The organism is Vibrio sp. 2132-1 (assembly GCF_033344315.1).
In genome coordinates this window covers 1-889 of the sequence record NZ_JAWPON010000168.1, presented here as the reverse complement: position 1 = coordinate 889, position 889 = coordinate 1, and the positions used below count along the sequence as shown (strand labels likewise).

1 protein-coding gene is annotated in these 889 nt (G+C 47.4%); it reads left to right on the top strand.

Annotation, left to right across the window (positions count from 1 at the left end; translation table 11 throughout):
• Positions 1 to 889 (top strand): type II secretion system protein GspD (locus R8N47_RS24190; protein WP_412034479.1); only part of this gene is annotated, 889 nt, incomplete at both ends.

Here is an 889-nt window from a genome sequence, read left to right as displayed (position 1 = left end):
AGAAGCCTTGATTGTTGAAATGGCCGAAGGTGATGGTATTAACCTAGGCGTTCAGTGGGGGTCACTAGAAACGGGTGCTGTGATCCAGTACGGCAACACAGGTGCGCCAATTGGCCAAGTCATGGTTGGTTTGGAAGAAGCGAAAGACGTTACCAAAACGGAAAGCTACTGGAATAGTGACACGAACAAGTGGGAAAACCGTCAGTACACTGAAGAAGGTGACTACTCAACACTTGCATCTGCTCTTGGCGGCGTAAATGGTGCCGCAATGAGCATCGTGATGGGTGACTGGACGGCGCTAATTAGTGCGGTTGCTTCGGATTCCAACTCAAACATCCTGTCTTCTCCAAGTATCACTGTGATGGATAACGGCGAAGCCTCATTCATCGTGGGTGAAGAAGTGCCTGTTATTACTGGCTCGACTGCTGGTTCAAACAACGACAACCCATTCCAAACCGTTGATCGTAAAGAAGTCGGTATCAAGCTCAAAGTTGTACCACAGATCAACGAAGGTGATTCTGTTCAGCTAAATATTGAACAAGAAGTCTCTAACGTATTGGGTGCCAATGGTGCCGTTGACGTTCGTTTCGCGAAGCGCCAACTTAACACTTCCGTGATGATCCAAGATGGTCAGATGCTGGTGCTAGGTGGTTTGGTTGATGAACGTGCACTAGAACGTGAATCGAAAGTGCCACTGCTTGGTGATATTCCAGTATTGGGGCACTTGTTCAAATCAACCAGCACGCAAACCGAAAAACGTAACTTGATGGTCTTCATTAAGCCGACCATCATCCGTGATGGTATGACCGCAGATGGTATCACTCAGCGCAAATACAACTTTATTCGTGCAGAGCAGCTTTACAAAGCTGACCAAGGCTTGAAATTGATG